At 67.7% G+C, this 21,692-nt stretch carries 22 protein-coding genes and 1 pseudogene; 6 read left to right on the forward strand and 17 right to left on the reverse strand.

The window, feature by feature from the left end:
* Positions 1 to 11: 11 nt before the first annotated feature.
* Positions 12 to 1,373, forward strand: coding sequence for an aromatic ring-hydroxylating oxygenase subunit alpha (locus QOZ89_RS21955; RefSeq protein ID WP_312624894.1), 1,362 nt, complete (start codon positions 12 to 14; stop codon positions 1,371 to 1,373).
* Positions 1,374 to 1,420: 47 nt separating this feature from the next.
* On the opposite strand, the gene QOZ89_RS21960 is transcribed toward QOZ89_RS21955, so the two are convergent.
* From QOZ89_RS21960 to QOZ89_RS21975, 4 genes are read right to left on the reverse strand one after another with little or no spacing between them, the layout of a single operon-like run.
* The gene (locus QOZ89_RS21960; RefSeq protein ID WP_071053840.1) at positions 1,421 to 1,942 is read right to left on the reverse strand and encodes a VOC family protein; all 522 of its coding nucleotides are present in this window, start codon (positions 1,940 to 1,942) and stop codon (positions 1,421 to 1,423) included.
* 23 nt (positions 1,943 to 1,965) lie between these two features.
* Positions 1,966 to 3,213: a crotonyl-CoA carboxylase/reductase gene (ccrA, locus tag QOZ89_RS21965; RefSeq protein WP_312624895.1), complete on the reverse strand. Its 1,248-nt coding sequence runs from the start codon at positions 3,211 to 3,213 to the stop codon at positions 1,966 to 1,968.
* A gap of 30 nt (positions 3,214 to 3,243) precedes the next feature.
* A complete protein-coding gene (locus QOZ89_RS21970) occupies positions 3,244 to 4,926 on the reverse strand; it encodes a class I adenylate-forming enzyme family protein (RefSeq protein WP_071053838.1) in 1,683 nt (560 codons plus the stop codon).
* Complete coding sequence (locus QOZ89_RS21975; protein ID WP_071053837.1) at positions 4,923 to 6,080, reverse strand: FAS1-like dehydratase domain-containing protein; 1,158 nt, start codon at positions 6,078 to 6,080, stop codon at positions 4,923 to 4,925. Before QOZ89_RS21975 ends, QOZ89_RS21970 begins: the two co-directional genes overlap by 4 nt.
* A 152-nt stretch (positions 6,081 to 6,232) precedes the next feature.
* Here QOZ89_RS21975 and QOZ89_RS21980 point away from each other — a divergent pair, with 152 nt between their 5' ends.
* Both QOZ89_RS21980 and QOZ89_RS21985 read left to right on the forward strand, forming a co-directional pair.
* Positions 6,233 to 7,048: a FadR/GntR family transcriptional regulator gene (locus QOZ89_RS21980; protein WP_312624896.1), complete on the forward strand. Its 816-nt coding sequence runs from the start codon at positions 6,233 to 6,235 to the stop codon at positions 7,046 to 7,048.
* A 132-nt stretch (positions 7,049 to 7,180) separates the two neighbouring features.
* Positions 7,181 to 8,365: an amidohydrolase family protein gene (locus QOZ89_RS21985; RefSeq protein WP_071053910.1), complete on the forward strand. Its 1,185-nt coding sequence runs from the start codon at positions 7,181 to 7,183 to the stop codon at positions 8,363 to 8,365.
* Between the two features lie 330 nt (positions 8,366 to 8,695).
* Here QOZ89_RS21985 and QOZ89_RS21990 read toward each other — a convergent pair whose 3' ends face one another.
* The 8 genes from QOZ89_RS21990 to QOZ89_RS22025 form a co-directional block, all read right to left on the reverse strand.
* Positions 8,696 to 9,193: a flavin reductase family protein gene (locus tag QOZ89_RS21990; RefSeq protein ID WP_071053835.1), complete on the reverse strand. Its 498-nt coding sequence runs from the start codon at positions 9,191 to 9,193 to the stop codon at positions 8,696 to 8,698.
* A gap of 272 nt (positions 9,194 to 9,465) precedes the next feature.
* A complete protein-coding gene (locus QOZ89_RS21995; RefSeq protein WP_071053834.1) occupies positions 9,466 to 10,827 on the reverse strand; it encodes an aromatic ring-hydroxylating oxygenase subunit alpha in 1,362 nt (453 codons plus the stop codon).
* A gap of 59 nt (positions 10,828 to 10,886) precedes the next feature.
* Complete coding sequence (locus QOZ89_RS22000) at positions 10,887 to 11,129, reverse strand: lipoyl domain-containing protein (protein WP_071053833.1); 243 nt, start codon at positions 11,127 to 11,129, stop codon at positions 10,887 to 10,889.
* The gene (locus QOZ89_RS22005) at positions 11,129 to 12,124 is read right to left on the reverse strand and encodes an alpha-ketoacid dehydrogenase subunit beta (RefSeq protein WP_083419987.1); all 996 of its coding nucleotides are present in this window, start codon (positions 12,122 to 12,124) and stop codon (positions 11,129 to 11,131) included. Before QOZ89_RS22005 ends, QOZ89_RS22000 begins: the two co-directional genes overlap by 1 nt.
* 55 nt (positions 12,125 to 12,179) lie before the next feature.
* On the reverse strand, positions 12,180 to 13,169 hold the full coding sequence (locus tag QOZ89_RS22010) for a thiamine pyrophosphate-dependent dehydrogenase E1 component subunit alpha (protein ID WP_071053831.1): 990 nt from the start codon (positions 13,167 to 13,169) through the stop codon (positions 12,180 to 12,182).
* A 199-nt stretch (positions 13,170 to 13,368) separates the two neighbouring features.
* The gene (locus QOZ89_RS22015; protein ID WP_071053830.1) at positions 13,369 to 13,800 is read right to left on the reverse strand and encodes a cupin domain-containing protein; all 432 of its coding nucleotides are present in this window, start codon (positions 13,798 to 13,800) and stop codon (positions 13,369 to 13,371) included.
* Between the two features lie 33 nt (positions 13,801 to 13,833).
* A complete protein-coding gene (locus QOZ89_RS22020) occupies positions 13,834 to 14,775 on the reverse strand; it encodes a TIGR03619 family F420-dependent LLM class oxidoreductase (protein ID WP_071053829.1) in 942 nt (313 codons plus the stop codon).
* A gap of 16 nt (positions 14,776 to 14,791) precedes the next feature.
* Positions 14,792 to 15,982: an acyl-CoA dehydrogenase family protein gene (locus QOZ89_RS22025; RefSeq protein ID WP_312624906.1), complete on the reverse strand. Its 1,191-nt coding sequence runs from the start codon at positions 15,980 to 15,982 to the stop codon at positions 14,792 to 14,794.
* Positions 15,983 to 16,089: 107 nt separating this feature from the next.
* Between QOZ89_RS22025 and QOZ89_RS22030 the strand changes: the two genes are divergently transcribed.
* Both QOZ89_RS22030 and QOZ89_RS22035 read left to right on the forward strand, forming a co-directional pair.
* Positions 16,090 to 16,704, forward strand: a complete 615-nt coding sequence (locus QOZ89_RS22030) for a TetR/AcrR family transcriptional regulator (RefSeq protein WP_312624908.1) — start codon at positions 16,090 to 16,092, stop codon at positions 16,702 to 16,704.
* A gap of 139 nt (positions 16,705 to 16,843) precedes the next feature.
* Positions 16,844 to 18,088, forward strand: coding sequence for a protein kinase family protein (locus tag QOZ89_RS22035; protein WP_312624910.1), 1,245 nt, complete (start codon positions 16,844 to 16,846; stop codon positions 18,086 to 18,088).
* A 31-nt stretch (positions 18,089 to 18,119) separates the two neighbouring features.
* Here the strand turns inward: QOZ89_RS22035 and QOZ89_RS47490 are convergent, their stop codons facing one another.
* From QOZ89_RS47490 to QOZ89_RS22040, 3 genes and pseudogenes are all read right to left on the reverse strand, one after another.
* Complete coding sequence (locus QOZ89_RS47490) at positions 18,120 to 18,413, reverse strand: acyl-CoA dehydrogenase family protein (RefSeq protein WP_491723668.1); 294 nt, start codon at positions 18,411 to 18,413, stop codon at positions 18,120 to 18,122.
* A 31-nt stretch (positions 18,414 to 18,444) separates the two neighbouring features.
* Positions 18,445 to 18,642 (reverse strand): annotated as a pseudogene (locus QOZ89_RS48315) (acyl-CoA dehydrogenase family protein); the annotation flags it as partial.
* Between the two features lie 121 nt (positions 18,643 to 18,763).
* The gene (locus QOZ89_RS22040) at positions 18,764 to 19,084 is read right to left on the reverse strand and encodes a 2Fe-2S iron-sulfur cluster-binding protein (RefSeq protein WP_071053824.1); all 321 of its coding nucleotides are present in this window, start codon (positions 19,082 to 19,084) and stop codon (positions 18,764 to 18,766) included.
* Positions 19,085 to 19,229: 145 nt separating this feature from the next.
* On the opposite strand from QOZ89_RS22040, the gene QOZ89_RS22045 reads away from it, so the two are divergent.
* The gene (locus QOZ89_RS22045) at positions 19,230 to 19,526 is read left to right on the forward strand and encodes a hypothetical protein (protein ID WP_071053823.1); all 297 of its coding nucleotides are present in this window, start codon (positions 19,230 to 19,232) and stop codon (positions 19,524 to 19,526) included.
* A 23-nt stretch (positions 19,527 to 19,549) separates the two neighbouring features.
* On the opposite strand, the gene QOZ89_RS22050 is transcribed toward QOZ89_RS22045, so the two are convergent.
* Both QOZ89_RS22050 and QOZ89_RS22055 read right to left on the reverse strand, forming a co-directional pair.
* Entirely contained in the window at positions 19,550 to 20,398 is an 849-nt protein-coding gene (locus tag QOZ89_RS22050; RefSeq protein ID WP_071053822.1) for an SDR family NAD(P)-dependent oxidoreductase, read from the reverse strand.
* Positions 20,399 to 20,919: 521 nt separating this feature from the next.
* Positions 20,920 to 21,312, reverse strand: coding sequence for a hypothetical protein (locus tag QOZ89_RS22055; protein WP_312624915.1), 393 nt, complete (start codon positions 21,310 to 21,312; stop codon positions 20,920 to 20,922).
* Positions 21,313 to 21,692: the final 380 nt, after the last annotated feature.

The raw sequence follows: 21,692 nt of genomic DNA on the forward strand, positions 1-21,692 counted from the left end.
GTGGAGGTCTCATGACGCAAGTGCTGGCGACTGACCAGGACATCGACACCTCGAAGGTTCCATTCGCGATCACCGATCGCGCGTTCATCCCACGTGAGCGCTACTACGACAAGGCGTTCTTCGACCTGGAGAACGAGAAGCTCTGGCCGCACGCCTGGCAGATGGCCTGTCGGCTCGAGGAGATCCCCGGCGTCGGCGACTATGCCGAGTACTCGGTGGGCCCCTACTCGGTGGTCGTCGTGCGCACCAGCCCGACCGAGATCAAGGCATACCAGAACGCGTGCAGGCATCGGGCCACGCAGCTCGCGGTGGGCTGCGGCAGCTTCCGTGGCGGCCAGATCGTCTGCCCCTTTCACGGGTGGCGCTGGAACCTCGACGGCACACCGTCGTTGCCGCTCTACGGCCGACAGGGCTTCGAGGAGCGCGTTCTCGATCCCGACGACCTCGCGCTGATCGAGTGCCAGGCCGACACCTGGGGTGGCTGCGTGTGGATCAACATGGACCGCAACGCCCCGCCGCTGCTGGAAGCCCTTGACCCGATGCCGAGCCTGCTCGACCCGCTCGGCGTCGCCGACATGCGGGTGCACTGGTGGAAGGCCGTACGCCTGAATGCCAACTGGAAGATGGCCCAGGAGGCGTTCCTGGAGGCCTGGCACGTCATGCGAACCCACCCGCAGCTGACCCTGGGCGCCAACGACGGCTACTCGTCCGACAAGGTCGCCTACTACTCACACCCAAACGGCCACATGCACCTGCAGGGCAGGTCCGGCGGTTCGGACGTGGCCGCGCAGGGGGGCATCTCGACCGGCCTCGGGGAGCGGGAGGCGGTGATCGAGTCGCTGCGCCTGCTCTGCGAGGGGCTCAACGCCATGTGCCTCGACAAGGACATGCACGTCCTGGAGAGCCTTCGCACCATTGACTACGAACCCGGCCAGTTCTCGATAAAGATGATCGAGGCGCTCTACAAGTGGAACGTCGCGGCCGGCACGCCGTTCCCACCGCCCTCCGAGGCGTGGACGCGCTGGGGCGGCGTGCACTTCATGTTCCCCAACTACTTCATGCTGCCCCAGTTCGGGAACGCGCTCGTCTACCGCAGCCGGCCCGACAGCACCGACCCCGAGCACTGCTTCTTCGAGCTCTTCTCGGTCACCGGCTACCCGAAGGGCGAGGAGCCTGGAAAGCCGACCTTCGGCGGCGTGCACGCCGCCGACTCCGAGGCCTGGCCCCTCATCCCCCGCCAGGACTTCAGCAACATCGAGCGGCAGCAGCGGGGCCTGCGCACACCCGGCTTCAACGCGCTCCGGCTCGCGAGCGAGTACGAGGACGGCATCGCCAACATGCACGCCCACCTCGACACCCACCTCGCCCGCTGACCGTCGGACCGGCGGTATCTCGCCGCCGGTCCGCACCATCGGCGGGCTCAGTGACTAGCGGGTCTCCACCCGTCGTCCAGCGGTGTGGCACCCTCGATCATCGGCGAATCTGGGATCTGTCCCACGGTGAGCATCGCGCGCGCCGGCGCCGACTGCCGGTCGACGAGCTCGATCACGGTGCCGTCCGCCATCTCGTGGTATACCCAGCTCGCCGGGAAGACGTCCTCGTGGAAGCCACCGCGCGCGAACGGGATACCGAGAGCCGCCAGCGCGTCCGAGGCCGCCTGCAGGTCGTCGACGTAGTAGCCCAGGTGGTGCAGGCCCGTGCCGGCCGGCGCGACGAGGTGAGTTCCCGGCACCGCCTCCAACAGCTCGATCTGCGGCGACACCTCGCGCGAAACGGCGATCCGCATCGGCGGCACCGTGTCGCCGTCGGCGTCGCGCGTCGGGAGCACGCCGTCGACGACGACGGCGAACGTGTAGCCGAACGCCTTGTGGAACTGCTCGATTGACGTCTCGATGTCGGGAACGATCAAGCCGATTTCGAAGAGATCGCCAGGTACGATCATCGCTACTCGCCTCTCTCCGCCGGTCAGCGAGCCGCGGTGCGGCCCTGGCCTGGCTCGGCCGCTCCGACGAGGGCAACCTTGCTGCCGAAGACGTTCTCGCCCTCGCCCATCTTGTGGTGCGCCTCGCCGAGTTGCTCGAACCGGATGGTGTCGCCAAGGCAGGGGTCGATGGCACCGGCCCGTACCAAGTCGTTGTACGCGTAGGCCTGCTGGTCGTTGGTGCCGTGCGAGCCCTGGAGCCGCTTCTGCCGCGTCCACAGGAAGCGGAGGTCGACGACCGGGGAGTAGCCCGTGGTGCCGGCGCAGATCACGACCATGCCACCGGGCTCGCACACGAAGATGCTCGTGGCCATCGTGGACTCGCCCGGGTGTTCGTACACGATGGTCGGGTTGCGGCGTTCACCGAGCACGTCCCAGAACGTCTTCCCGAACTTGCGAACGCCGGTCGTCCACTTCTTCTGGCCCTCGGCGTCCTCCCAGTGCGGCTCGACGCCCCAGTGGTCGAACTCCGTGCGGTTGAGGTAGCCGACCGCGCCGAGCTTGCGGCAGTACTCGCCCCGCTCAGCGTCGGACACCACCGCAACTGCCCGGGCGCCGGCGTGCTTGACGAGCTGGATCGCCTGCCCACCGAGTCCACCAGAGCCGCCCCAGACGAGTACCACGTCGTCTTCGGTCAGCGTGTTGCTGGCGAACCCGTAGAGCATCCGGTATGCAGTGGTGCCGACGAGGCTCGGCGCCGCCGCCTCCTCCCAGCTCAGATGCTGCGCCTTGGGCATGACTTGATGGGCCTGGACAAGCGCGAACTGGGCGAACGAGCCGAAGTTGGTGTCGTATCCCCAGATCTTGGCCGACGGTGCCAGCATCGGATCCTTACCCGCCTTCACCCACGGGTCGTTCAGATCCCACGACCCGGGATGCGTCACCACATGGTCGCCGACCGCGATGTCCTCGACACCCTCGCCGACCGCGTACACGATGCCCGATGCGTCACTTCCACCGATGTGGAAGTCATACGGCTCGCCCGCCTTCTGGCGCAGTGCGATCACGTTGATGGGCACGCCCCTCGCCGCCCACACGTTGTTGAAGTTCACGCCCGCAGCCATGACACCGATGAGCACTTCGCCCGGCCCAGGGCGCGGCACCGGCACCTCTTCGATCTGGAACGCGGAACGGGGATCGCCGAGGCGCTCCGTTCGAATCAGCTGAGCGAGCATCCGCTCGGGCACCTCGCCGACCGGCGGCAACGAACCGATGGGAACGACGTCGGACATGGTTCCTCCTCGAGGGACGGATCGGGGCAGTCAGCCCTCGGCGGCCAACAGCTCGATGGCCAGGGCACGCACAGCGGGAAGGTTGAACTTCTCGCTGCTCGTCCGCGGCAGGTCGTCGACGGATGAGAAGAACAGGATCCGGCGCGGGATCTTGAAGCTGGAGAGCGACCCGCGCAGGCATTGGCGGACGTCATCCTCGGTGAGCGTTGCGCCAGCATGCGTCACAACGCAGGCCACGACGATCTCACCGGCGATCGCATCGGGCACGCCGGCCACGACGGCTCGAGCGATGTCGGGGTGGCCGAGCAGGACTCCCTCGACCTCGAGCGGCGCCACGTTGGCCCCGCTCGTCTTGATCATGTTGCTCAGCCTCCCCGTGTAGTGGAGGAGACCGTCCTCGTCGAACCAGCCGAGGTCGCTCGTGTGGAAGAATCCCTCGGCGTCGAAGAGGTCCTCCGGCGGGACCTTGACGTAGCCCCGCATAAGGCTGGGGCCCTTGAGGATGATCTCGCCCTCCTCGCCGACGCCATGCGTCTCGCCCGTCTCGGGGTCGATGACCCGGATGCTCGACCCCGCGGTCAGCCGTCCGTAGGTGTGTCGCTGCACGATCGGCGCGTCGTAGGGGATAGCGGTGATGCTCGTGAATGTCTCGCTGCTGCCGTAGCTGGCCTGGTTGGCCGGGCGCGGCGCGCCACCGGGCGCCGGCTCGCCGGTGATCCGGTGCACGTCTCGCCGTATCGACGAGATGTCCCGCGGTAACCGCTGGTAGGCCGCCTGCAATTGCACATCGTGCGCCCCCACGATCTGCGCGACCGTGACACGCTCCTCCTCGATCAGCCGAAGGGCGTCGTCGGCATCGAAATACGGCGGGAGCACGAGGCACGCGCCGGATCCGAGCGTTCCCCCGAGCACGGCCGCGAACCCGGCGGTCCAGAACAAGGGCAGCCCGCAGTACACGCGGTCGTCGGTCGTGTACTGCTCCCGGTGCGCGTGCCGCCAGCACTGGAGCATCGGCCCTCGGTGCCGGTGCAGCACGCCCTTCGGGAACGACGTCGTCCCCGAGGAGTAGATGATGACGCCGTCCTCGATCGGCCTCGTCTCGGCGATGATCCCGTCGAGCACCGAGTCGGGTACGTCGGCACCCGCCGCCACGAACGTGTCCCACCCCTGCAACGCCCCGGTCGGCTCCCCGTCGAGACGCACAACGCGGCGGAGGAACGGGTAGTCCGCCGAGCGAATACCCCCGGGCGCCGCGGTGCGGGCCTCCGGGCACAGCTCGAGGATGTCGTCGACGAACCGGTGCCGGAGGAACTCTGTCTGTGCGATGACGACCGACACGTCGGAGTGGCGGAGCAGATGATCGAGCTCGCGCTGCTCGACGAAGGTGTTGAACGGGACCGCCACGCCTCCGGCCATCGCCGCGCCCCACACCGCGGCGATCCACTCCGGCCGATTCGCCATCAGCACGCCGACGCGAGTCGCGCGGTCGACACCGACGGCCACGAGCGCCTTTGCCACCTCCCGTGCCCGCTCGCGCAGCTCTCCATAGGTCCACTCGACGCGACGACCACCCGACGGTGAGGACACGAGCGCGGGTCGTTCGCCGAACCTCGCGACGAGCTCGTCGAGGAACCCCCCGAAGGTGAGCGCCCCGATCCCGGGCTCGGTGGCCGGATCGGGACCGGTGAAGGTGATGACGCCGCTCGAGGTCATGCCGGCGGCAGTTGCACGTCGACGAACGCCTTGGCCAGCAGCACGTCGTCCTGGTTCGTCATCGTGATCCCCACCTTGGCGAGGTGCACGCCGAGCGCCGGCTCCCACCGGTGCTCCTGCACCACACCGTGGACGATCGCCAGGTCACCCTCGAAGGTCGGGTACCGGTAGTCCACCTTCGCGTGGCGGATGAACCCGCTGTCACCTGCCCAGTAGGCGACGTAGTCGAGGACCCACGCCCCGATCGAGCTGCCGTAGCCGTAGGCGCGTGGGAGCCCGACCAGTTTCGCCTTCCCCACGTTGGTGTGACCACTCGCCGGACCACGATCGAGGCCGATCGTCATCGAAGGGTCCGAACCGTCACCCTCGGCACCGAGCAGGTCCGGGAGGAACCCGGCGTCGTTGCCGTAGTAGTGGCCCTCTATGTAGTGGCTGCCCCACACTGTGAACATGAACGTGCGGTACTCCGTGACGAACTGCGCCGAGGTGTGCGGGCCGATCGGGCGGACGGGCAGCATGTCGCCGACCTCCACCTGGCTCGGCCCCTCGCCCCCCATGCCCGACCGCGCCCACTCGACTTGCTGCCGCTCGAGCTCCTGCAGCTGGGCGTCGGTCCACGTGGGCGCGTCCGCCGCGTCCCGGTCGTAGTAGCCGCGCTTGCGCGCCAGTTCCGGCAGGTAACGCACCATGGTCGACCGCTGCTTCGCGATCGCCTCCTTGCGCTGGTTGAGGTAGGTCGTGTCGCCCCGCGAGAACATCGTCGGCCCGGCGAACTTGGTCTCGGCGATCGAGTAGCCGTCGAACCGGCGCCTCACGCGGACGAGGTCGCCGGGGCGAATGTGCGGGCCGTAGAACCAGAACTCGTCGCCACCGAAGATGACGTGCGAGTTCGGGATCCTGCCGACGACCGCCGGCACCGCACCGTGGCCGACATCGCAGCACACCGTGAAGGATTGCGGCGCGACGATCTCGCCGAACGGCGACCGTGCCGCCGCCTCTTCGTCGAAGTGCCGCGCGTTCGGGTAGTTCATCGCCTGCACCCAGCGGCGCACGTCGATGAGCGCGATCGGCTCCTTCAGCTGGCCACCCCCGACCTCCTCGCCGATGTGCTTGTCGACGTCGCTGGTGTCGAGCGCCTCCTCGGCGGTGGTCATCTCCCAGTCCTCTCGTGTGCTGCTGCGACGAACCAACCGAAATACTAGTATATATTACAAGTATTGCAACACCCCGACAGCGCGCGCCCGTCGCACGCGATCGCCGGTCGGCCGAGGGTCGTTCGCCATGACATCAAACCCTTGTAATCTTCATGTCCATGGAGCCCGAGGAGACGTCGAAGCAGCGTCGAGTCGGCGACGGCCAGGTCCACCTCCCGCGGCTCGCAGACGTCGTGGCCGATCGCATCCGGGAACTCGTGCTCGAAGGCGAGCTCAAGGACGGCGAGCGGCTACCTCCGCTCGACGCGCTCCTAGACCAGTTCCGCGTGAGTGGCCCCTCGATGCGAGAGGCGCTCCGCGTCCTCGAAGCCGAAGGCCTCATCGAGGTCCAACGTGGCAGCATCGGCGGTGCCGTAGTGCACCGCCCCAACGCCCGGATGGCCGCATACACCATCGCCCTGGTGCTGCGCAGCGGGGGCACCAGCAAGGGCGACGTGGCCGAGGCGCTCGCCATGCTCGAGCGCTTGTGCGGCATGGCGTGCGCCCGACGCTCGGATCGCGAGTCGACCGTCGTCCGCGAGCTACGGGCCATCAACGCCAAAGCGCGGAACCTCGCCGATGGCGACGAGCTCACGTTCAACGACGCCATGCTGGAGTTCCACACGACGTTGGTACGGCGATGCGACAACGACACGCTGCGGCTCCTCACTCGGGCACTCGCGTCGATCTGGCACGCCGACATGCGCACATGGGTGACCTCGACGGTGTGGCACGGCAAGTACCCGAAGGTGCACGGGCGGTTGGCGGCCGTCGAAGTGCACGAGGGCATCACCGAGCTAGTCGCCGCAGGAGACGAGGCCGGCGTGGCCGCGGCCATGACGACTCACGCCGAGATCCAGCGCATCTACCGGGAAGGCGTCGACCCAGACGAGCGCGTCGATCCCCGCGCCGTTCGCTTCGGTAGGTAGGCCCCCGCTCTCACCCGCGTGTCGCCGCGTCACCCGATCGAGACTCCCAGTCACGTTCGCAGCGTCCTGACTGGTACACGCTGCTGTCCTATGGTAATACTTTAAAACTAATGGAAGATTCGGGTGGACACGATGACCGATCCGAAGCAGGAACCGACGACGCTCGGCTACCGCCTGTTCGACGCCGACAACCACTACTACGAGCCCGAGGACGCCTTCCTGCGGTACCCCGACAAGCGGATCACCCACAAGGCGCCGCGATGGGTGCGGATGGAGGACGGCGCGCGCCGGCTCGTATTCGGCGACCGCATGAACCGCTTCGTGGGGGCCGACCACACCTTCAACCTGGTCGGCAAGCCGGGCGGCCTCAAGCAGGGTGAGGCCGGCGTGGCCGCCCAGAAGCGGTCGGACCTCGAGCCTGCCCGCGCCGAGTATCGCAACCGCGACGCCCGCTTGGCCCGCATGGACGAGCAGGGTCTCGAGGCGAGCTTCTTCTTCCCAACGTTCGCCGTCAGCGTCGAGGCGCTCCTGGCCGACGACGTCGAGGCAACCTACGCGAACCTGCACGCCTTCAACCGCTGGCTGGACGATGACTGGGGGTTCAACTACCAGGACCGCATCTACGGCGTCCCGCTCGTGTCCCTGCTCGACCCGTTCCGCGCCATCGAGGAGCTCGAGTTCGTCGTGTCCCGGGGGGCACCGGCGGTGATGGTGCGGACGGGTCCCGTCGCCGGTCGCTCGCCCGCGGACCAGATCTACAACCGGTTCTGGGCGGCCGTTGCCGAGGCGGACGTGGTGGTCGTCTGGCACGCCGCCGACGACAGCTACCGGTGGGAGATGGCCAAGGTCTGGGGCTGGGGGAACGTCAACATCCCGGCCCGCAACATCCCGCCGCTGCACCGCATCATCGCCGGACCCGACCGATCGACCCACGCCACCATCACCGCGCTCATCTACGGCAAGCTCTTCGAGCGGTTCCCCACGTTGCGCCTCGCCACCATCGAGCTGGGCTGCGCCTGGCTTCCCGACCTGCTGCGCGATCTCGAGCAATTCGGCCAGGGCGACCTTGACGAGCACCCGATCGAGACGTTCAAGAAGCACTTCTGGGTGACGCCGTTCGAGGACGAGGACATCCCCGGCCTGGCCGACACCATCGGTGTGGACCGCATCTTGTTCGGCTCGGACTATCCGCACACCGACGGGTTGGCGGAGCCGGCGTCATTCGCGGATTACCTCGATACCTTCGACGAGGACGGCGTCCGCAAGATCATGCATGACAACGCCCGGGCACTCCTCGCCCCGCGCCAGTCAGCCTGACCAGCGATTACGCAATAATGCGGTACATCATCGGCGAGCGGCTCCTCGGGCTTCCGGGCGAGCCGCGCGTCGACAGGGACGTGCCCTGGAACCAGACCCGTCGGTCCTGACGACGAGGACCGGGACACCTTGCTCGACGACCATGCGCTCGGCGGTGTCGAGGATGAGCCGCCGCGTTGCGGCTCACCGACTCGTTGGCGGCACTTACCGGCGCACCGGGTCCTGTGATGCGTTCGGCCTTGACGGAAGCGTCGGGCCGACTGGTTGCGGCAAACCGATCGGATCCACCTGTCTCCTGTCCTGCGATCTGCTCGGCTCCGGGCGGTGGAGTCACATCGCGGCTAGCCGGCGGAAGCGGCTACCGTGAAAGACCAGCGGAGAGATGTCCGGCTCCGAGCGCAGTCCGTGGATCCGAAGCAGGGCGATCGCGTGGTCGCCAGCGGGCACTTCCTGATGGAGCGAGCAGTCGAACCAGGCGCTCGCGCCGTGCACGAAGACGCTTCCGCTCAGCCCGGCCGTCCAGTCGATCTCCACGAACCGGTCTGCGTCCTTCCGAGCGAGAGCCCGGCAGACGGCGTCATGATCCTCGGCCAACACACTCAGGCCAAGCCGCGCGCACCGCCGGAGTCTCGGCCATGTGGTGGAGGTGTCCTGCATGCAGACCGACACCAACGGCGGGACCAGGGACACGGAGGTGAAGGAGCTCACTGCCATGCCGAGCGGCACCCCGTCGGCCATCGCGCACACCGCCGCCACACCGGACGGGAAGCACCCGAACGCATGCCGAAGCTGCTCGCCGTCCGGCGTCAGCTGATCTAGGTCGATCATGTCGCCTCCCGCCGCGCCGACCCGAGTCTGGATTCCATGACGCCGTTCTTTCTCGTCGTCGATGCGGTGGCAGGTGTGCGGCTACGGCGGTGGGCGGGGCGAGGCGCAGGTCGGCCGGCTCGTCCCGCCCGGTCGGGCCACACGGACCGGTCATCCTCAGGAAGGCCGATCGCCGATCGGCCCCCCCTCCTCGACGAGGGAGTCGATCTCATCTGTGGTCAGCCCAAGCCCCGTGAGCACCTCGACGTTGTGCTCGGGTCGAGCGCAGCCGTTCAGCGAGCCAGGTACGTGTCGAGGTACGCGTGGAAGTTGGCGATGCCGTCCTCGAACTTCTTGGCGAGGCGCATGGTCGTGAAGCCGGGTTGGTGCAGGCCGATCTGCTGGCGCTCCATGTTGCTGAAGTCCTGCCGTGGGATCCGTGGCCACGCCTCGTCGTCCTTGGCGAACTCGCCATCGAACGTCGGCTTTCCGGGCTCCTGGCCTTCGGGGAACAGCGTGAGTGACCACACTTCGAACAAGCAGTGCTCCGGGTCGTCGCCGTCGGGACGGGCCCGGTACGAGATGCTGTTCCCGAACAACGGGTGGAACATGAAGTTCGGGAAGATGAACCATTGGCTGCCCCAGCGGGCGAGGATCTCGGGCTCTGGGTCGGGGAGCTTGATGCCCGCCCCCGTGTTCCACGCGTACATCGCCTGAATCATCCTCCCGGAGAACTCCTCCGGCGCGCAGTCGATGTTGCGCAGCGACTCGACCACCTGCACGTCCTTGGGCAGGACCATGGCCTGCAGCTGATCGCACGTCAGGCGCAGGAAGCCGAGGGTCTTCTCCACCTCGGCCTGCGCCGTGAGCCCGAGGCCTTCGGCGACCTCCTTGTCGTGGCCCTCCTCGAGGCTGGCATGACCGTTCTCATAGGAGTGCTGGATGTCGAGGAAGTCGGCCGGGAACGCCTCTCCGGCGCCCATCGTGAGCTGCGGATGGGTGCTCATGACGTGCCACCCCTCCATAAACGCCTCGATGGCGATCTTCCAGTTGCAATTCAGGCGGATGCTCTTCCACCAGTGGACCCGCATGTCGCCGATCCGGAGCGGATCGAGGAACTCCGGCAGCGGGCGCATGGCGTGCTGAAGCGGCGGCGCGTCGCGGTCCATGTTGATCCACACGCAGCCGGCCCAGGTGTCGACCTGGCACTCGATGAGCCTGAGGTCGTCCTCATCGAGACAGCGGGGCTCGAACCCCTGCGCGCCGTAGAGCGGGAGCGACGGCGTGCCGTCCAGGTTCCAACGCCAGCCGTGGAACGGGCAGACGATCTGGCCACCGCGGAACGAGCCGCGCCCGACGGCCAGCTGCGTGGCCCGGTGGCGGCACGCGTTCTGATACGCCTTGATCTCGGTCGGGCTCGTCCGCACCACAATCACCGAGTACCTGGCGACCCAGTACTCCGTGTAGTCGCCGACGTTCGGGATCTCCTCGAGCCGGCAGGCCATCTGCCAGACGCGCGGCCAGAGTTTCTCGTTCTCCAGGTCGAAGAACGCCTTGTCGTAGTAACGCTCCCGCGGGACCTTCGCCCGGTCGGTGACGGCGAACGGCACCTCCGATGTATCGACCCCGGTCTCCTGGGCGAGTACCTGCACCATTGCAACCTCCCCGTTTGCCTCGTCAACAATTCGGTCAAGGACGGTTCGCCGTGCGTCCGCTAGTCCGCGGTCTGGATGAAGCCGATCTGCGCGCCCACGTCGTAGGTCTTGTCGGGTTCCGACTTCCAGTGGACGACTCCCGAGGTCGGCGAGGCGACCTCGGTCTCGACCTTGTCCGTCGCGATCAGGAACAGCGGTTCGCCCTCGTTGACAGTCGCTCCCTCCCCGACGACGTGTTCGAGCAGCGTCGCCTCGGTGATGGTCATGGCGACCTTCGGGATGCGGATCGGGAACTCGGCCATCAGCTGACGACCTCTCGAACACCCTTCATCACGCGCCGGACGGCATCGGTGACGTCGGAGACGTTCGGGTAGGCCGCGGCCTCGATGGTCGGGGCCTGCGGTACCGGCGTGAACCGGGCGCCGATCCGCACCACCGGTGCCGCGAGCTGGCCGAAGAGCTCCTCCTGGATGGCGGCCGCGATCTCAGCGCCGGGGCCGGCAAACCGCGTGGCGTAATGCACGACCACCGCCCGGCGGGTCTTGGCCACGGACTCGAGCACCGTCGGAAAGTCGACCGGCAGCAGCGTCCGGAGGTCGATCACCTCGGCACTGATGCCCTCGGCCACCAGTGCCTCGGCCGCGGCCACCGCCTGCGTGAGGCCCAGCCCGTAGCTGATGATCGTGACGTCCTCGCCGGGCCGGACGACGTTCGCCTGGCCGAACGGGATGGCGACCTCGCCGAGCGGCACGCTCGAGCGCGCCCCGTACAACGCTCCCGTCTCGATGAACAGCACCGGGTCGTCGTCGAAGATGGCGGTGGTGAGGAGCCCCTTGGCGTCAGCCGCGTTGGACGGCATCACGACCTTCAGGCCCGGGATGTGCATGAACCATGCTTCGAGCGTCTGGTTGTGCGTCGCGCCGTTACCCATCCCCATCCCGCCGAGCGTCGCCGTGCGGACCGTGAGCGGCTGCGTCAGCCGGCCCGCCGTCATGAACCGCATCTTCGCGGCGTGGTTCAGCAGCTGGTCGATGGCGATCGGCATCAGGTCCACGAACATGATCTCGGCGACCGGGCGGTAGCCGGCAAGAGCGGCGCCGACCGCGGCGCCGAGGATCGCGGCCTCCGAGATCGGCGTATCACGCACCCGGTCGGCGCCGTACTTCGTCGATAAGCCCTTGGTGACGCCGATGATGCCGCCCGCGGGATCGGCGATGTCCTCCCCCAACAGCAAAACCTTGCCGTCCTTGGCGAGAGCCTGGTCGAGGCCGAGATTGATGGCCCCGAGCATCGTCATCTCTTGTTCTTGCACCTGGTCCTCCATTCTCGATCTACTGCGGCCCAGCACCGACTCAGGCCGGTGCCTTCTCGGGATTGGCGTACACGTGCTCCATCAGCGTCTCCACCGCCGGGAATTCGGCAGCCGCGACGGTCTTGACGGCGGCGTTCACGGCAGCCGTGGCCTCGGCTTCGATGGCGGCGAGCTCGTCCTCGCTGAATGCACCGCTCGAGATGAGCCTCTGGCGATAGGCCGGGTACGGGTCGTTCTTCTCGGCCTCCGCCAGCTGCTCCTTGGGGATGTACACCATGTCGTCACCGATAGCATGACCGCGCAAGCGGAACGTAAGGGCCTCGACCAGCGTAGGCCCGCCACCGGAGCGAGCCCGCTCGACGGCTTCGCTCATGGCCGCGTAGGTCTCGTCGGGGTCATTGCCGTTCACCGTGACCCCGACGATGTCGTAGGCCGTGGCCCGTGCCGAGATCTTCTTGATCTTCATAGTGTGGTCGGTGGGCGTCTTCTCGGCGTAGAGGTTGTTCTGGCAGACCATGACCAGCGGCAGGTTCCAGAGCGCCGCCATGTTGGCGGCCTCGTGGAAGGCGCCGGTGTTAGTGGCACCGTCGCCAAAACTCACCGCCACTACTCGGTCGCTCCCGTCCAGCTGCGCGGCCAGAGCAAGGCCGACGGCCACCGGGATGCCCGAACCGACCATGCCGGTGGAGAGCATGACGCCCGTCTCCGGCGACGCGATGTGCATGGTGCCGGACTTGCCCTTGGCAGGCGCGATCTCCTTGCCCATGATTTCGGCGAAGAGGTCGACGAGCGGGATGCCCTTTCCGATGTGGTCGTGGGCGCCGCGGTAGGTCGTCACGAGTTGGTCGGTTTCGCGCAGCGCCGCCCCCAGCGCGGCCGCGACACCTTCCTGCCCGCGGTGCGAGAAGTAGATCGCGATGAACTCCCCGCTGAGGATACCTTTGGTGAGGCGATCATCCACGGCCTTCATGCGCGCCATTAGCCTGTAGATCCGACGCTGCACGTCCGTAGACAGCGTGGCCACTCCCATGACAACTCTCCCTCCGCGATCTCGACGATCGTCGTGTCAATATTGCAAACGATCAAAAAGAAAAGATAGAGCTTGGCCCGCGGGTGGCCCGGGAGCTAAGTTGACCAGCGGTAGCCCCGGAGCCAATGGAGAAGCCGGTGCTCGCCAGCTCGCGACCTGCCACGGCGCGCATTTCACATGACGGCGCGCATCCTCTCTGCTACCCGGGAGGCGGAGAGCCGAGCGACAGCACGCTGAGCTTGGCGCCCTCGGGCCCCGCTTTCCACCCGTGATCGACGCCGTTGACGACTAGTACGTCTCCGGGTTCGAGGGGATGCTCGCCGTCGTCGAGGACGAGCGAGAGACTGCCCTCGACGAGCATGTCGAAGTCGACGGTGTCGGTGTGGTGGATCGGGAAGACGAGATCGGGTGCATACTCTACGACCATCCACACCACAAGTCCGGGCCCGACCCCGAGATCGACCATGAGGCCCTGGCCCTGCGGACGTGGTGGCGGGGGCGACGACGCCGTGGCACCCGCGACTGCTGCGGAAAACCCTGGGCTGTCGGGAACTGGGAGGAGCTTCAGCGTCTCCTCCTCGACGAGGTACGAACGGCCGGATGCATCGACACCGGCAACGAGCTTGCGCACAATTACCTCCTGCTCAGCACGATTGGGAACGGCCTACGCCGTGGCCGCGCGGAACCCCGCCACCCATTCCGCGAGGTACTCCTCGGCGGCCTTCGCGCCGTCGGGAACGGGAAGCTGGACGCGGAGGTCCGTGACACCCGCCTCGACCAGCGCAGCCACGCCCTCCATCGTCGGTTCGATCGCCGGCGTTCCGTCCTTGTCTGCCACCGTGGGAAGCGTCCCGGCGACCTGCAGCTCCGCGGGATCTCGCCCGAAGGCGGCCACCGCGTCGCGCATCTTCGGGATTGCCTCGAGGAGGGCGTCGATCCCACCAGCGGCGTCGCCCCACGGGATCCACCCTGTCCCGAACCGCGCGAGCCGCCGCATCGCAGGAGGGGTGACCGTGCCGCTGATCCAGATAGGGACACCGTTCGGGTCCACGGGCTTGGGCATCATGTGGATGTTCTCGAACGACAACTCGGGTGATGAGTAGCTCGCGCGCTGTTCGCTCCACAGCAGCTGGCACACCTCGAGCGTGTGGTCGAGCAGCCGCCCGCGCGTGCCGAAGTCGAGCCCGGCGGCCCCGTACTCCTCCCGTTGCCATCCCACGCCGACGCCGAGGTCGAGCCGCCCGCCGGACAGCACGTCCAACGTGGCGGCGGACTTGGCGAGCACGATCGGGCGGCGGAGCGCCGCGAGCAGGATGTTGCTGGCGAACCGGATCCGTGAGGTCATGCCGCAGAACATGGCCATGGTGACGATGGGCTCGAGGTAGTGGCCGTCCGGCCCGGTGATCTGCTTCCCGCCCGCTCTACCGCCCAGCTCAGGGCGGGTGTAGGCCCCGAGGTTCTCGCCGAAGACGACGTGCTCGCCGGTGAGGATCACCCGATCGACGCCGGCCCGATCGGCGGCGCGCACCCGATCGAGCATCGGCTGCCAGGTCCCGGGGTCGTCCGGAGCGAGCGTGAACACCGGGATGGTGAGCTGTGGCTTCATCGGTGACAGCCGGCGCTCAGAACAGCTCCGTCGGCGAGAGCTTCTCGCCGACGAGGGCCGCGCCGAGCACCCGGTAGCCCTCCGGGGTGGCGGCGACGTGCTGCGTCGCGACGTGGATGTCGCGGAGGCGTCTCTGCAGTGACGACGTGTTGTAGACCGATGTGCTGCCCGCGTACGTGTAAGCTACGTCGACGATCTTCACGCACTCGGCGGTGATATAAGCCGCCATCGTCCGCCCGATCAAGGTCTCCTCCGGCGTGAACTCGCGCTCCTCGGCCCCGGCCCGTTCGAGTTCCGCGGTCACCTGGTCCAACATCGCCATGACGCTGGTGAAGCGGAGCGCCTGCTCGCCGAGCGTGTGACGGAACACCGGGTCGGCCGCGAGGACCGCGCTCGGGTTCATGGCTGCCTTCTTCGTCTTGGCCAGCTCGGTGAGCTCGTCGAGCGCTCCCTGGGCGAGCCCGAGTGCGACCGCGCAGTGCTGGGTGGCCAGCGCCACCCGGATCGGCAGGCGGGCGGGCGGCGTGTCGAAGAAGCTCGCCGCGGTGACGATGTTGATGGTCATCTCTTCGGGGACGAAGACCTCCCTGGCCGCGTAGTCATGGCTGTCGCTGCCCCGCATCCCGAGCACGTGCCACGTGTCGAGCGGCTCGACTGCGCTTGCCGGCATCATGGCGATGACCAGCTCCGGCGCACCGTCGGGCAGGATGCTGGGTTTGCCATCGCGCATGACGACGCAGTTGCCGCCCACGAAGTGGGGGTTGGGCCCGCCGCTGGCGAAGGGCCACTGGCCCGTCACGACGTAGCCCCCGTCGGTCGGGACGGCTGTGCCCTTCGGAGCGAAGACACCTCGCGTGCGCAGGTCGGAGAACTCCTCGAGCAGCTTGACTACCGTCTTCTCGGGGAACATCCCAAGACCGATCCCCTGCGACAGCCCGATCATCAGCAGCCAGCCGAGGGAGCCGTTGGCCCGCGCCCCTTCGACAATGAGGTGGTTCGCCTGGCCGAGCGACAGCTCGAGCCCGCCGTGCGCCTTCGGGGTGAGCGACTTAAATACTCCCGTGGCTTCCAACTCATCAAACAGGTCCTGTGGGAACGATCGCATCTCGTCGATCTCAGCGGCACGCCGAGCCGCCTCCGCAGCCACCCGGCGCACGCCTTGCAGGACATCCGCGTACTCGTTCGCTCGCTGCTGCCCGTGCGGCACGATTCCTCCCCGACTGGCCCAATGCCCCGCTGCCGACATCCTCGTGAAACGAGACGGTATCGTCTCACACATGGTCCTGACAACCCACACCTCCGAGGCCTGAGCCCGTGTCGCCGCGTGAACGCACGCCGCAGGACCCGGTCCTGGCCGCCACGGTCGACCTCATCGCCGAGCGGGGGGTCGATGGCCTGAACGTGGAAGCGGTCGCTGCCGTGTCCGGCGTCAGCAAGGCGACGATCTACCGCCACTGGGGGTCGCGCGCCCAGCTGATCCACGCCGCGCTCTGGAGCCTGCAGCGGCCGTCCGTCGAGCCTGACACTGGATCCGTTCGCGGCGACTTGATCGGTCTGCTCGAGCAACTCGTCGACTACCTGAGCAATCCCAGCAGCGGCCGAGTCTTCTCCTCATTCGTCGACGCAGCTGCCCGGGACCCGGAGCTCGCGGTGCTCCAGAGCGAGATGATCCGAACAAAGCGTTCGGCGTACGCGTTGGTGATCGGCCGCGCCATCGGCCGGGGTGAGTTGCCGGCGGAGCTCGACATCGAGCTGGTCACCGACCTCCTGATGTCGCCGTTCATCTACCGGCGCGTCGTCGGCCAGTCCCGGGTGCGGCGGGCCGACATCGCGCCCGTCGTCGACACCGTGCTTGCCGGCGTGGCGTCGCGATCCGGCAGCGGGAACGGTGCCACGGCCCGGGCGCATCGTCGCTCGGAGGTCACCTAGCGGGCTCCAGGGGCTCGACGCGGGCAAGGCGGGCCGCCTTGACGCTGCGACCACGGCGACCTAGGTTTGAAACGCTACCGTCTCGTTTCATTTGCGCAGCTGGGAGCCCGCTGCGACGACATCGGGGAGGACACAGAGCGTGACGCTCGACGAATCCACGTTCCAGCTTCCGCTGAACATCGAGGACATCGATGCGGCGTGGCTGACCACCGCCCTTTCGAAGAGCTTCCCCGGCATCACGGTCAAGGACTTCGAGATCCTCACGGTCCGGCACGGCTTCACGACAGTCGTACGGATCCGGCTCGACGTCGACGAGGCGGGGCGCAAGGCCGGCGTTCCCGAGACCGTCATCCTGAAGGGCGGCTTCGAGGCGTGGAGCCGCGACCGGGCCCGCACGTACGCGATGGAAGCGCTGGCATACCGCGACGTGTGGCCGGTACTCCCGCTGAACGTACCCAAGAGCTATTTCGCCGACATCGACGCCGAGCGCAAGCAGGCCATCATCATCATGGAGGATCTCGTCCCGCGCGGGGTGACCTTCGGCAACGGGCTCAAACCCCTGCGTTACGTCCAGGTGGCGCAAACGTTGTCCGCGTTGGCCAAGTTACACGCGGCCACCTGGAACAGCGCCGAGCTGGAGCCGGGCGTTCGTTGGGACACGAGCTCCCAGTTCGAGCCCGACGGCCGGTGGGTCGGGGTCGCGAACAACGGCGCCGCGATGTTCCGCACCTACATGTACCTGGTGGGGTACCTCCACCCGGACATCTTCCAGCGCTTCGTCGGCATGCCCCGAGGTGCAGCGAGCTCCAAAGAGTTCCACGACCTCGAGTGGGCGAAGCTGGCGTTGGACTACATCGCCGCCCTCGGCGACGTGCTGCCGAACTGCATCGTCCACGGCGATATGCACCTCGGCAACGTCTTCGAGGAGCCCGACGGCACCCCCGGCTTCTTCGACGCGCCCCCGCGCAAGGAGCCGCCGTACCTGGAGCTCGCGTACTGGATCACGTGCTCGCTCGACGTCGCAGACCGACGGCGCTGGGACAGGGCACTGGTGGGCCACTATCTCGCCGAGCTGGGCCGCAACGGCGTCGAGCCCCCAGATCTGGACGAGACCATGCACCACTTCGCCGCCTACCTGACCTACGGCTACTACGTCTTCCTCATCAACGAGGCGCACTGGCAGACGGAGTCCTTCAACACGGTCCACGCGGCACGCTTCAGCGCGGCGATGGTCGACCACGGCACCAAGCAGCTGATCATCGAGGCAGCCAAGGACCCCACCATCGCCAAGCCGATGGCGAAGCTGCCCCAGCATGAGGTGACACCGCCATCGAGGTCCCAATCGCCGTCCGAGCTCGGCGTGGCGGCGCCTTCCGAGCACTGAGCCGACCCGGCCGCAACTCGGGGAGATCGTCCTAGGCGACTTCGCACGGGGCGACTGCGTTGCGGCCTATCTTGGGGATCGGCGGATCTTGACGTAATCGGGATCGAGGTCCGCCAGCACTAGGGACAGGCCCTTGAAACCTCTCTCCGCCGGTGCGAACGAGCAGCAGCACGACCTGCGCCTCAAGCGCCTTGGACGTCCAGACCTTGCGGCCCCCCAGGACATACCCGCCCTTCCCGTCCGGCTCCGCCCGGGTGCTGATGCGTGACGTGTCCGTGCCGGCGTCGGGCTCGGTGAGGCCGAACGCGACGTTCAGGTCGGCCACCGCCCTGGAGAGGAACTTCCGACCTGAGCCGGTCGTTGCCGAAGAGCGCCACCGGGTTCAGGCCGAACATGTTGATATGCAGGGCGCTGCAGCCGTTCATGGCCGCACCGCTCGCCGCCACCTCCTTCGGGACGACCGCGGCCTCGGTGATCCCACGCCCTCCCCCGCCGAACTCCTCGGGCATCGCGATGCCGAGCCACCCGCCCTCCGCCATGAGGTTGTAGACCTCCCAGGGGAGGCGCCATCGCGGTACGGGAGCGCTCCGCCGGGCTACCCCGGACGCGCGACGGGCCGATCTGGCCGCGTGCCGTGACGAGTGGTGGCCGCGGGGCTCGTCAAGGAACCGTGGGTCACTTCGGCCGTACGCCGGTCTTCTGCACGGTCACCTCACCGAGCACTTCCGCGCGACACGCCAAGCGCGCCTCGCCTGGGCCATATTTGGCAGCGCGCGGCAAACAGTGGTCGAGAGCGTCCTGCTCGTCAGGCGGGATGGGGCCGAGCTGGTGCGCACCCTCGATGACCTTGACGTAGCACGCTGTGCACTCGGCTTGGCCCCAGCAGACGGTCGGCCAGTAGTAGCCGAGGCGCCACGCTGCCTCGATGATCGTCTCGCCCGGCTCCGCGTCGAGATGGATGCCGCTGCCTTCAACGTGGACGACTCGGCGGCTCAAGTCACCGCTCCTCAAGGCGGTCCAGCAGGGCGTACGGCACGTAGTTGGCCCAGCCGTCGCCTGGCCGGTTGAACCAGCCAGACGAGGCACAGGTACCGCCGTCGGGGTCAACGGCCTTCCGCTCACACACGCCGACAGTTGCAACATGAGGAACACGACGCACCCCGCCACGTCGGTCACCTCGCATGATCGGCCCATCGGGATGGCAACCCGATGTCCCGCCGGGTCCGATATCGATGTCGGACCCGGCGCACTGCATGCCATCCTCGGCGTGGCTTCGTCGGCGACGGATGACCTCGACGCACCCGTCCGCCATCCCAGCACCACAGACCTCAGCCGCTTCGGCAAGCCCAGCCTCTGCTACACCTTCGTCCGTGTCGACCAGACCGGCACCGCCTTTGACGTCATGCAGAACACCCGTGCGCCCGATCCGAACCAATGATGCGGGAACCATTGCCACGCGACTCACGTCTCCGCAGAAAACTCAAAGTCGTCCAGTACTTGCTGCTGGCGGGCGCGCACCACGTCCTGCATCTCGGGATGGGTGAAGATGTATGGGCGGTTCGCCCGGATGCCCCGCACGACAATCGGCCCCAGAGCCTCGATCGGCATCATGCCAGGCGGCATCATGCCGGGCGGCAGCGTGCGGCCCGCCATCGGGTCGGACATCGGCCCGCCGAAGCGCTCCGGGCGGTGCCGGGCGGTGGTCGAGACCAGGCTGGTCGCCACCGCCCCGGGGCAGAGCACCGATACCCCGATACCCTCGGGCGTCAGATCGTGCCGCAGCATGTCGCCATACCCCACGACGGCGTGCTTCAACACGGTGTACACGCCGGTGTTCATGCCGCCGGTCTGCTCCGCTGGCAGCGCCACCATACCGGCCATCGACGACGTGAGGACGATGTGTGCCCCGTCGTCGTGCGCGCGCAGCAGCGGCAGGAACGCCTCGACCATGCGCACGGCCGCCATGAGGTGAAACTCGACGAACCACGCCCACACCTGCTCGCTGGAGGTCGTGACCGCGGCGTCGGTGAGGACGCCGACCGTGTTCACGAACACGTGCACGCGGTCCAGATCATCCGCAGCCGCGGTCGCGAGCTTCGCCACCGAATCGCTATCGGTCGCGTCCACGCGTGCGGCACGCGCGTCGCCACCGCTACGGGCGATCTCGTCGCGTACCGCCCCGGCATTCTCGGCGTCGATGTCGGCGACGAGGACCCGCATCCCCTCACCGGCGAGACCCAAGGCGATCCCGCGCCCGATCCCGCTGCCACCCCCGACAACCACCGCGCCGCGTCCGTCGAGCTTGTCCATGCACATCAGTCCTTTACATCGAATCTGGCCGGGCAGCCGAGCTACACACCCTGCCTGGCGGATGGCGATCTCGTCTTACACAACTGTCTAAAAGAGGCTAGAGTCCGGCGCGGCCGACGCGATCGGTCGCGGACCCTCGACTGCCGCACACTAGGACGGGTACATCGCGGACGACGTCGACCGTTGTCGTCGCCATTACAACGCCCTTGAAGCGCCCCGGCTAGGCGACGGAGAAGGCGGTGGTTCCCGCCTTCTCCCCTCGGGCCGGTGTCCTTCGTCACCGGAGCAGTAATCCCGGTCCCCGTTGACCCGGTTCCGCCTGGCCTGCCTTGTCCGTTCAGCCATCTGGTGGGCGAACGTCGGGAGGAGGTGAGGTCGGCCAGCGCGAGGATCGTCGCTGGGGTAGTTGCTGGTCGACCCGGGCGCCCAGGGGCAACAGCGCATCCGCGACGGCGTTGGTCACCGTCGCGAGTGCCCCGCCTTCGCCGACGCCGTGGAAGTCGAAGTCAAAGTCGCCGAGGCTATCGGAGGGCAGGTGTTCGATTTCGACGTCTGGGATCTCGGTAGCGGTCGGAAGCAGGTAGTCCATGAACGTGGCGGCAAGGGGATTGCCATGCCGGCATTGCCTGCGTGAAAGCGGCGCCGACGTCTCTCAGGGTGATGGGCGGACTCGCGTCCAGAATGTTGTCGCCGAGCTCGTCGCAGGTGGCCGGTGCATCGCTGTCGAGGGCAGCGTTGTACCCGGTCACCGCCGGCAGCGGGTCGTAGTCGACCTCGGCCAGGTCGCAGCCATCCTCCGCTATGTACCGGCTCTCGGCCACGACCATCGCGACCAGGTCGTCGACGAACCTTCCCCGCCCCGTCAACAGCCGCCGGTCCTCGACCCTCGCCGCCCACTCGCCGACGAACGTCACCGGTTGACCTCCTGTCTGCGCTGTGCCCGCGCGGACGTACTGACGGCTTCGAACCGCACAACGACCACACGCCGCCAGCCCAGCGAGACGTAGGTCGCGTCGATGTTGGCCGCCACCGCTGTCGCCGCCCGAGCGGGATCGCCCGGGCTCGCCTCTTACACTCCACCGAGCCTTGTATACAGTACCAGGGTCAGTGTATACATTGGCGAGCGATGTCCGGTTACCCCACGACGAGCCGATCGCCACCCAGGGCAGCTGTCCATGAACGCTTCGGGGGCGCGCCGGGCGCCCGCCGACCGGGGTCGCTGCGCCGGGCGACCACCCGCGACGCGCTGCGGCCAGACAAACTCCTCGGACCGGTCACCGTTGTGGCGCGGGGC

This window comes from Pseudofrankia coriaricola (assembly GCF_032027725.1).
In the GTDB taxonomy this organism is placed as follows: Bacteria; Actinomycetota; Actinomycetes; order Frankiales; family Frankiaceae; genus Pseudofrankia.

Coding starts and splice junctions, on each gene's coding strand:
- QOZ89_RS21980 (WP_312624896.1), top strand. CDS start 6,233: ATGTCCATGGAGCCCGAGGAGACGTCGAAGCAGCGTCGAGTCGGCGAC.
- QOZ89_RS22020 (WP_071053829.1), bottom strand. CDS start 14,775: ATGAAGCCACAGCTCACCATCCCGGTGTTCACGCTCGCTCCGGACGAC.
- QOZ89_RS21985 (WP_071053910.1), top strand. CDS start 7,181: ATGACCGATCCGAAGCAGGAACCGACGACGCTCGGCTACCGCCTGTTC.
- QOZ89_RS22005 (WP_083419987.1), bottom strand. CDS start 12,124: ATGACGATGCTCGGGGCCATCAATCTCGGCCTCGACCAGGCTCTCGCC.
- QOZ89_RS21990 (WP_071053835.1), bottom strand. CDS start 9,193: ATGATCGACCTAGATCAGCTGACGCCGGACGGCGAGCAGCTTCGGCAT.
- QOZ89_RS21955 (WP_312624894.1), top strand. CDS start 12: ATGACGCAAGTGCTGGCGACTGACCAGGACATCGACACCTCGAAGGTT.
- QOZ89_RS21960 (WP_071053840.1), bottom strand. CDS start 1,942: ATGATCGTACCTGGCGATCTCTTCGAAATCGGCTTGATCGTTCCCGAC.
- QOZ89_RS22050 (WP_071053822.1), bottom strand. CDS start 20,398: ATGGACAAGCTCGACGGACGCGGCGCGGTGGTTGTCGGGGGTGGCAGC.
- QOZ89_RS22000 (WP_071053833.1), bottom strand. CDS start 11,129: ATGGCCGAGTTCCCGATCCGCATCCCGAAGGTCGCCATGACCATCACC.
- QOZ89_RS21970 (WP_071053838.1), bottom strand. CDS start 4,926: ATGACCTCGAGCGGCGTCATCACCTTCACCGGTCCCGATCCGGCCACC.
- QOZ89_RS21975 (WP_071053837.1), bottom strand. CDS start 6,080: ATGACCACCGCCGAGGAGGCGCTCGACACCAGCGACGTCGACAAGCAC.
- QOZ89_RS22045 (WP_071053823.1), top strand. CDS start 19,230: ATGAGGAACACGACGCACCCCGCCACGTCGGTCACCTCGCATGATCGG.
- ccrA (WP_312624895.1), bottom strand. CDS start 3,213: ATGTCCGACGTCGTTCCCATCGGTTCGTTGCCGCCGGTCGGCGAGGTG.
- QOZ89_RS21995 (WP_071053834.1), bottom strand. CDS start 10,827: ATGGTGCAGGTACTCGCCCAGGAGACCGGGGTCGATACATCGGAGGTG.
- QOZ89_RS22010 (WP_071053831.1), bottom strand. CDS start 13,169: ATGGGAGTGGCCACGCTGTCTACGGACGTGCAGCGTCGGATCTACAGG.